Genomic DNA, 7636 nt, shown 5'->3' with positions numbered 1-7636 from the left:
GGACACAACGCGTCGGCGGGCATCCACGTCCCCGACGACAGCGCGTTCAGCTGGTACGTCGAGGCCTTCACAGCCCTGCGGATGCCCCTGTTCAGCTTTCTCACTGGCTTCATCTATTCGTGGCGACTGGTGCACGACCTTCGCCTCTATCCGCGCATTCTCGCCAAGAAAGCGCGCCGTCTGCTCGTGCCGTACGTCGTGTTCATCCCGATCATCGGCGTCGCGCAATCCGTCGTCGACGAGGCGAACAATCCCACCACCCGTCCGCCTCTCGAGTGGTTCCTGAACGCGCTCAGCCCGTACTGGTTCCTTCTGGCGACGTTCTGGATCTTCGCCGTGATCGCGCTGCTCGACGCAACGACACTTCTCCGCGCCCATTGCCGATGGCCGCGCTGATTGCCGGGCTGGCAGCATCCGATGGCTTTACCTCCATCGGCCAGGTCGAACTGTTGCATATCGGCAACGCGATCTCGCTCGCCACGTTCTTCTGCGCGGGCGTGACCACCGAACGCTTCGGATGGGTGCGGACGCCCCTCTCGTGGCGGCTCGGCTCTGCGGCCGTCGCCGTCCTGCTCTCGCGTACAATCAGCTCGCCCTCGCCGGCCTCGCGCCGGCACCGGACGCTCGCACGAACCCGCTCGGCATGCTGCTGGGCGCGCCGTTCCCCCTGTCGATGCTGGGGCTCGGCATCCGATTCACGCCCCTTGACTGGGTCGGCCGATTCTCGGCCGGTATCTTCCTCGTCCACCCGTTCGTCGTCTTGGGAACCCGGGTGGTCGTCAGCAGAATGGGCGTCACCGACCTGACCGCGCAATTTGTGTAGGGGACGACGATGGGCATTTTTGGGTCGATCATCGTCGTCTCGGTCGCACGCCGCTTCGTGCTGGGGCGCATCGCTCTGGGCGAGAGTCCGCACCGGCGGACGAGCACGGCAGACCCCACCCCGGTGTGAACGGCCCCGCCCGTACATCACTCCCCCTCCCCTGTCACCCCACCCATCCGCTCCCCCGCCCTGGCGCACGCTGGACTCGTAGCGATCGTGCTGCCGAGAGAGTGAGTAGATCGCACATGAGCGACATGGAGATGGCCCGGATCGCCGCGGGCAGCGTGCTGCGCATCGATCAGCGCGGCAGCGAACGCCGCGAGATCGTCGTGCAGGCCTTCGAAATCGGCCGCTACGCCGTCACCGAAGAGCAGGTCGCGGAGCTGCTCGGCATCCCATCGCAAAATCCCCGGCGGCCCGCCACGCACATGAGCTGGCTGCGCGCGATCCGCCTCTGCAACGCGCTCAGCGAGTGGGAGGGACTCGACCCCGTGTACTCGTTCGACGGCGAGGTCGTCACGGGCGACCCCGACTCCGAGGGCTTCCGCCTGCCCACCGAGGACGAGTGGGAGTACGCCTGCCGCGCGGGATCGACGGGCATCGCGTACGGCCCCGTGCGCGAGGTCGCGTGGACGGCCGCCGACGGGCTCGGTCACCCGGCCGAGGTCGGCATCCGGATGCCGAACCTCAACGGACTGTTCGACACCCTCGGCAACGTATGGGAATGGTGCTTCGACCTGTATGACCCCGAGGGTGAATCCGACGCGCGCGCGTTCCGTGGCGGCGGATGGTCGGACCAGCCGAACGTCGTGCGGGCCGCGGCCCGACGCGGGGGCCGGCCGCGCGAGGCCTTCGACGACGTCGGCGTCCGCGTCGCTCGCGGACCGCTCAGTCGTCGGTCGTGATCGCCTCGGTCAACTGCTCCATGAACGCCGCGACCGTCGTCAGCTGCGCGTCGTCGTACTGATCCGCCATCTCGCGCATCGCCCCCAGGTGCACCCCGAAATGCTCGAAGAACTCCCGCCGCGACTTGTCGGTGAGCACCACCACCCGCGAACGCCCGTCGGACGGATGCTTGCGCCGCTCGAGATGACCCGAGGCGACGAGCCGGTCGATGAGCTTAGTGGTGGATGCCGTCGAGATGCGCAGGTGCGTGGCGACGTCGTGGGGGCTCACCATCTCACCGCGGCGCTCGCGGATGGTCAGCATGCGCAGCGTCGCCAGGTCGCTGGCGTTCATGTCCATGTCGCCCTTCATGCCGCTGTGCATGCGGTCGAGGGCGTCACTGAGCGACTGGACGGCCCGCAGGGTCTCGAGGACCGCGGGCCGTGTAGCAGAGGTCGACACGGCTTCCGGCACGGTGGACACCCCCTTTCGCTCACGGTATTGTCGGGCTCACATCGCTAGCTAAACTAGCAAACGGGAGGCACGATGAGCGAGACCGAATATGTCGTCCTCCTGGACGACTTCGGAAACGAGATCGGCACGGCGCCGAAGGCCGACGTGCACGACGCCGACACGCGTCTGCACCTCGCGTTCTCGTGCCACGTCGTCAACAGCCACGGCCAGGTGCTCGTCACCCGCCGCGCGCTGCACAAGAAGACGTGGCCCGGCGTGTGGACCAACTCCTTCTGCGGCCACCCCGGCCCCGGTGAGGCGATGACCGCCGCCGTGCACCGCCGCGGGGAGTTCGAGGTGGGCCTGCGCGTCCGCGACGTCGAGCTCGCGCTGCCCACCTTCCGCTACCGCGCCGTCGACGCCAGCGGCATCGTGGAGCACGAGATCTGCCCCGTGTACGTCGCGCGCACCGACGACGAACCGCAGCCGCACCCCGACGAGGTCGCCGAGTACCGCTGGGTCGACCCGCTCGAACTCGCCGCGTCGCTCGACGCGACCCCGTGGGCGTTCAGCCCGTGGCTGGTGCTGCAGGCGCAGCAGCTGCACCTGTTCGACCCCGCACCCGCCGTGAGGAGAGCCTCGTGATCTTCGCCGTCCCCAGTGCCCCCACCGCGCGTCAGGAGATCGAAGACGCGATCGAGACCTCGCTCGAACGCCTCGAGCACCGCCTGCTCCCCCTCGGCGACGGCGCGCACGCCCTGGCATCCGCCATCCGCCGCGCGACCACCGGCGGCAAGCGCTTTCGTCCCCTGCTCGTCGCGGCGGCCTACGACACGCTCGACGGCGACGGGGTCAACCTGTCGGACCTGTGGCGCATCTCGGCCGCCTTCGAGCTGCTGCACACCGCCTTCGTCGTGCACGACGACGTCATCGACCACGACCTCGAGCGCCGCGGCATCCCGAACGTCGGTGGAGAATTCCGCCAGCGCGGGCTCGACAAGGGCGCCGACGAAGCCGGGGCCTCGCTGCTCGGCACGGCCGCCGGGATCCTGGCCGGCGACCTGCTGCTGCACGAGGCCACGCGCCTGGTCGCGCTGAGCAACGTGCCCGCCGAGATGCGCGCCGACCTGGTCACCCTCGTCGAAGAGGCCGTGATCGTCTCGACCGCCGGAGAACTCGCCGACGTCGAGAACTCCATCACCGCGGCCGACCTCGACCCCATGACCATCCTGCAGGCCACGCGCGACAAGACCGCGGTCTACTCGTTCTCGGCCCCCCTGCAGGCCGGAGCCGTCATGGCCGGCGCGGACGACGCGGTGCTGCACGCCCTCGAGCGCTTCGGCGAGCGGCTCGGCTTGGCGTACCAGCTGATCGACGACCTCATCGGCGCCTTCGGCTCGCCCGAGGTGTCGGGCAAGGACGAGGGCTGCGACCTGCGCGAGGCCAAGAAGACCCACCTGATCTCTCTCGCCCGCGAGACCGCGAGCTGGCCCGAGGTCAGCGAAGCCCTCGCCCAGGCGCACACCGGCCCCGTCGCGATCCGCGTCGCCCAGACCGCCCTCGCCAAGTCCGGCGCCCGCAAGGCCCTCGAGCGCCTCGTCTACGACACCCTCGACGAGGCCGTCAACATCGTGAGCCTGTCGACCCTGCCGCCCGAGTGCAAGACCATGCTGATCGAACTCGTCGACATGGTCACGGAGCGCGTTCCGTGAGCACCGCGCCCACGGGCCTCGAACTCTATTCGCAGACGGCCGACGACGCCGCCGCCGCCGTCATCAACCGCTACTCCACCTCATTCGGCATCGCGACAAAGCTGCTCGGGCCCCGCCCGCGCCCGCACGTGCGCAACATCTACGCCCTCGTGCGCGTCGCCGACGAGATCGTCGACGGTCCCGCCCACGACGCCGGCCTCTCGCCCGAGCGGGAACGCCACGTGCTCGACGCCCTCGAGACCGAGGTGATGGATGCCATCGCCACCGGCTTCAGCGCCAATCTCGTCGTGCACGCCTTCGCCCGCACCGCGCGAGAATGCGGCATCGGGGCCGACCTGATCGCCCCGTTCTTCGCCTCCATGCGGACCGACCTGGACACCGCCTCGCACGACGACGTCTCGCACGACGCCTACGTGTACGGCTCCGCCGAGGTCGTGGGGCTCATGTGCCTGCAGGTCTTCCTCAACGCCGGCATGTCGGCCCCGGCCCGGCCAGCCGCCGACATCGTCGACGGAGCACGGCGCCTCGGCGCGGCCTTCCAGGACGTCAACTTCCTCCGCGACCTCGCCGACGACGCCGACCGCCTCGGCCGGGACTACCTCGACGGCGCCGCCGACGACGACCGGCGCACCGCCGTGCTCGACCGGATCGACGCCGACCTCGCCGCCGCGGCATCCGTCATCCCCCACCTTCCGCCCGATTGCCGGGCCGCCGTCACCACGGCGCACGACCTGTTCGCCGAACTCTCGCGTCGCCTGCGCGCCACCCCCGCCGGAGCCCCGCGCGTGCGCGTGCCCGACGCCGTCAAAGCCACCCTCGCCGCCCGCGCCCTGCTGGGGCGGCCCCCGAAAGGACCACGCTCATGAGCGCCCAGCGCATCGTCGTCGTCGGAGGCGGGATCGCCGGACTCGGCACCGCCGCCCTGCTCGCGGACCGCGGACACGACGTCCAGCTGTTCGAAGCCCGTGACGCCCTCGGCGGCCGCGCCGGATCGTGGGAGCAGGACGGATTCCGCTTCGACACCGGCCCCAGCTGGTACCTCATGCCCGAGGTGTTCGACCACTTCTTCCGCCTGCTCGGCACCAGCGCCGAGGAGCAGCTCGACCTCGTGCGCCTCGACCCCGCCTACCGCGTCTACGGCCCTCCCGGGAAGGGCGAGCCCATCGACATCGTCTCGGGACGCGAGGCCGTGCGCGCGCTGTTCGAGAAGCACGAGCCCGGCTCGGGCGACAACCTCGAGAAGTACCTCGACTCGGCCAAGGACGCCTACGAGCTGTCGACGTCGAAGTTCCTGTACGACCCGTACTCCTCGACCAAGGGCCTGCGCGACCCCGCGCTCATCAAGCGCCTGCCCACCCTGATCCCGCTGCTCACCCGCACGCTGTGGAAGCGCGTCACCGACGATTTCAAGAACACGCGCCTGCAGCAGATCCTCGCCTACCCCGCGGTGTTCCTCGGCGGCTCGCCCTTCGAGGTGCCGAGCCTGTACCACCTGATGAGCCACCTCGACCTGGGCGACGGCGTGCTGTACCCCAAGGGCGGCATGACCGAGATCATCAAGGCCATCGAGAAGCTCGCCCGCGAACGGGGCGTGCGCATCGAGACCTCGTCGCCCGTCGAGGCGATCATCACCGACTCCGGTACCGCGCGCGGCGTGCGCCTCGCCGACGGACGCGTGATCGCCGCGGATGCCGTGGTCTCGGGCGCCGACCTGCACCACACCGAGAACGTCCTGCTCGAAGAGAAGGACCGCCAGTACCCCGAGAAGTGGTGGAAGGACAAGGTGCCCAGCCCCGGCGCCCTGCTGCTGCTGCTCGGCGTCAAGGGCGAGCTGCCCCAGCTCACCCACCACACGCTGCTGTTCACGGACGACTGGCACACCAACTTCGACGCCATCTTCGGTGAGGACAAGAAGATCCCCGACCCCGCGTCGATCTACGTCTGCCGCCCCAGCGCCTCGGACGACTCCGTCGCGCCCGAGGGCCACGAGAACCTGTTCGTGCTCGTCCCCGTGCCCGCCGACCCCGACAGCGGCCGCGGCGGCGTCTCGGGCGCCGGCGACCCGCGCATCGAGGCGGCGGCCGACCGCGTGATCGCGCAGATCGGCGAATGGACCGGCATCCCGGACTTCGCCGACCGCATCGTCGTGCGGAAGACCATCGCCCCCGAGGACTTCAAGGAAGACCTGCACGCGTGGCACGGCAACTCGCTCGGACTCGCGCACACGCTCAACCAGAGCGCGATCTTCCGTCCCAAGAACCGCTCGCGCAAGGTCGACAACCTCTACTACGCCGGCACCTCGGTGCTGCCGGGCATCGGCCTGCCCATGTGCCTCATCTCGGCGGAGCTCGTCGTCAAGCGCATGACGGGCGACACCACCCCCGGCCCCCTGGCGGAACCCGCGCGCGCGGCGGTCTGACATGCCCGGGATCTACCTGGGCGCGATCCTCTTCTCGCTGATCGGCATGGGCCTCATCGACTGGAAGTACTCGCTCGCGCTCCGGGTCTCCCCCGTGCGCACCACGATCGCCGTTCTCATCGGGACGGCGTTCTTCCTCGCGTGGGACATCGTCGGCATCGTCACCGGCGTCTTCGTCAAGGGCGAGAGCCCCCTGTTCGTCGGCGTCATGCTCGCCCCGCACCTGCCGCTCGAAGAGGTCTTCTTCCTGCTGTTCCTGAGCTATCTGGCCGTGGTGATGTTCGCCGTGTTCGAGCGGCGCGCGGCTTCACGCGAGCGGGTGCCGTCGTGACCTACCCGCTCATCGTGCTGCCGTTCGTGGTGCTCACGGCGGTCGTCACCCTGGCGACGGCGCGACGGCCGCGGTTTCGCCGGCGCATGGCATCCTCGGGCCTCACCGCCCTGGTGCTGGTGGGCCTGACCCTCGTGTTCGACAACCTCATGATCGCCGTCGACCTGTTCTCGTACCCGCCCGAGCACCTGAGCGGCCTCAAGCTCGGACTCGCCCCCGTCGAGGACTTCGCCTACCCGCTGTGCGCGGCGTTCCTCGTACCGGCGGTGTACACGCTGCTGTCTTCCGCCCCCTCCCCGAAGGATGCCGCATGACCCTCCCCGCACTGACCCCCGGACGCGTCGTCCGCGAGCTGTTCGTGTCGTCGCGGCCCGTGAGCTGGATCAACACCGCCTTCCCCTTCGCCGCCGCCTACCTGCTGACCACGCGGCAGATCGACGTGCCGCTGATCGTCGGCATCCTGTTCTTCCTCGTGCCCTACAACCTCGCGATGTACGGCGTGAACGACGTCTTCGACTACGAGTCCGACCTGCGCAACCCCCGCAAGGGCGGAACGCACGGCGCCGTGCTCGCCAAGCGCATGCACCCCATCACGCTGTGGGCCTCGACGCTGTCGTGCCTTCCGTTCGTGGTGTACCTCGTCATCATCGGCTCGCCGCTGTCGTGGCTGGTGCTGGCGCTCAGCCTGTTCTTCGTCGTCTTCTACTCGGCGCCGCCGCTGCGGCTCAAGGAACGTCCGTTCCTGGACTCGATGACCAGCAGCATCCACTTCTTCTCGCCCGCCGTGTACGGTCTGGTGCTCGCGGGCGCGGTCTGGACGTGGCAGCTCGTGTTCGTGTTCATCGCGTTCGCGCTGTGGGGCATCGCCTCGCACGCCTTCGGCGCGGTGCAGGACGTCGAGGCCGACCGCGCCGCCGACATCTCATCGATCGCCACCGCCCGCGGCGCCCGCTGGACGGTGCGCTTCGCACTGACCGCGTACGCCCTGGCCGGCGTCGCGATGCTGTTCACGG

At 69.6% G+C, this 7636-nt stretch carries 11 protein-coding genes; 10 read left to right on the top strand and 1 reads right to left on the bottom strand.

Going from position 1 to position 7636, the window contains the following annotated elements; translation table 11 throughout:
• The 3 genes from QZ433_RS05400 to QZ433_RS05390 all read left to right on the top strand — a co-directional run.
• Positions 1 to 396 (top strand): acyltransferase family protein (locus tag QZ433_RS05400; protein ID WP_295780524.1); only part of this gene is annotated, 396 nt, incomplete at its 5' end.
• A 121-nt stretch (positions 397 to 517) separates the two neighbouring features.
• Entirely contained in the window at positions 518 to 823 is a 306-nt protein-coding gene (locus QZ433_RS05395) for a hypothetical protein (protein ID WP_295780522.1), read from the top strand.
• Between the two features lie 245 nt (positions 824 to 1068).
• Positions 1069 to 1728 carry an SUMF1/EgtB/PvdO family nonheme iron enzyme gene (locus QZ433_RS05390; protein ID WP_295780520.1) on the top strand — a complete coding sequence of 220 codons (660 nt, stop codon included), beginning with the start codon at positions 1069 to 1071 and terminating at the stop codon, positions 1726 to 1728.
• On the opposite strand, the gene QZ433_RS05385 is transcribed toward QZ433_RS05390, so the two are convergent.
• Positions 1712 to 2191, bottom strand: coding sequence for a MarR family transcriptional regulator (locus QZ433_RS05385; protein ID WP_295780518.1), 480 nt, complete (start codon positions 2189 to 2191; stop codon positions 1712 to 1714). The genes QZ433_RS05390 and QZ433_RS05385 overlap by 17 nt on opposite strands.
• A 63-nt stretch (positions 2192 to 2254) precedes the next feature.
• Between QZ433_RS05385 and idi the strand changes: the two genes are divergently transcribed.
• The 7 genes from idi to QZ433_RS05350 form a co-directional block, all read left to right on the top strand.
• Positions 2255 to 2806, top strand: coding sequence for an isopentenyl-diphosphate Delta-isomerase (gene idi, locus QZ433_RS05380; RefSeq protein WP_295780515.1), 552 nt, complete (start codon positions 2255 to 2257; stop codon positions 2804 to 2806).
• Complete coding sequence (locus QZ433_RS05375) at positions 2803 to 3873, top strand: polyprenyl synthetase family protein (RefSeq protein ID WP_295780513.1); 1071 nt, start codon at positions 2803 to 2805, stop codon at positions 3871 to 3873. Before idi ends, QZ433_RS05375 begins: the two co-directional genes overlap by 4 nt.
• Positions 3870 to 4739, top strand: coding sequence for a squalene/phytoene synthase family protein (locus tag QZ433_RS05370; RefSeq protein ID WP_295780512.1), 870 nt, complete (start codon positions 3870 to 3872; stop codon positions 4737 to 4739). The genes QZ433_RS05375 and QZ433_RS05370 overlap by 4 nt, the downstream gene beginning before the upstream one ends.
• Positions 4736 to 6292, top strand: coding sequence for a phytoene desaturase family protein (gene crtI, locus QZ433_RS05365; protein WP_295780509.1), 1557 nt, complete (start codon positions 4736 to 4738; stop codon positions 6290 to 6292). The genes QZ433_RS05370 and crtI overlap by 4 nt, the downstream gene beginning before the upstream one ends.
• Position 6293: 1 nt before the next feature.
• The gene (locus tag QZ433_RS05360; RefSeq protein WP_295780507.1) at positions 6294 to 6623 is read left to right on the top strand and encodes a lycopene cyclase domain-containing protein; all 330 of its coding nucleotides are present in this window, start codon (positions 6294 to 6296) and stop codon (positions 6621 to 6623) included.
• Positions 6620 to 6937, top strand: coding sequence for a lycopene cyclase domain-containing protein (locus QZ433_RS05355; protein ID WP_295780505.1), 318 nt, complete (start codon positions 6620 to 6622; stop codon positions 6935 to 6937). The genes QZ433_RS05360 and QZ433_RS05355 overlap by 4 nt, the downstream gene beginning before the upstream one ends.
• A partial coding sequence (locus QZ433_RS05350; protein WP_295780503.1) for a prenyltransferase occupies positions 6934 to 7636 on the top strand: 703 nt, incomplete at its 3' end. The genes QZ433_RS05355 and QZ433_RS05350, both read left to right, overlap by 4 nt.

The sequence above is a fragment of the uncultured Microbacterium sp. genome, from assembly GCF_913776565.1.
Classification (GTDB): domain Bacteria; phylum Actinomycetota; class Actinomycetes; order Actinomycetales; family Microbacteriaceae; genus Microbacterium.
This window is presented reverse-complemented; position numbering and strand designations above follow the sequence as displayed.

What these genes read in the sequence shown, in the direction of transcription:
- QZ433_RS05395 (WP_295780522.1), top strand. Translation starts at nt 518, where the DNA reads ATGGGTGCGGACGCCCCTCTCGTGGCGGCTCGGCTCTGCGGCCGTCGC.
- QZ433_RS05390 (WP_295780520.1), top strand. Translation starts at nt 1,069, where the DNA reads ATGAGCGACATGGAGATGGCCCGGATCGCCGCGGGCAGCGTGCTGCGC.
- idi (WP_295780515.1), top strand. Translation starts at nt 2,255, where the DNA reads ATGAGCGAGACCGAATATGTCGTCCTCCTGGACGACTTCGGAAACGAG.
- crtI (WP_295780509.1), top strand. Translation starts at nt 4,736, where the DNA reads ATGAGCGCCCAGCGCATCGTCGTCGTCGGAGGCGGGATCGCCGGACTC.
- QZ433_RS05360 (WP_295780507.1), top strand. Translation starts at nt 6,294, where the DNA reads ATGCCCGGGATCTACCTGGGCGCGATCCTCTTCTCGCTGATCGGCATG.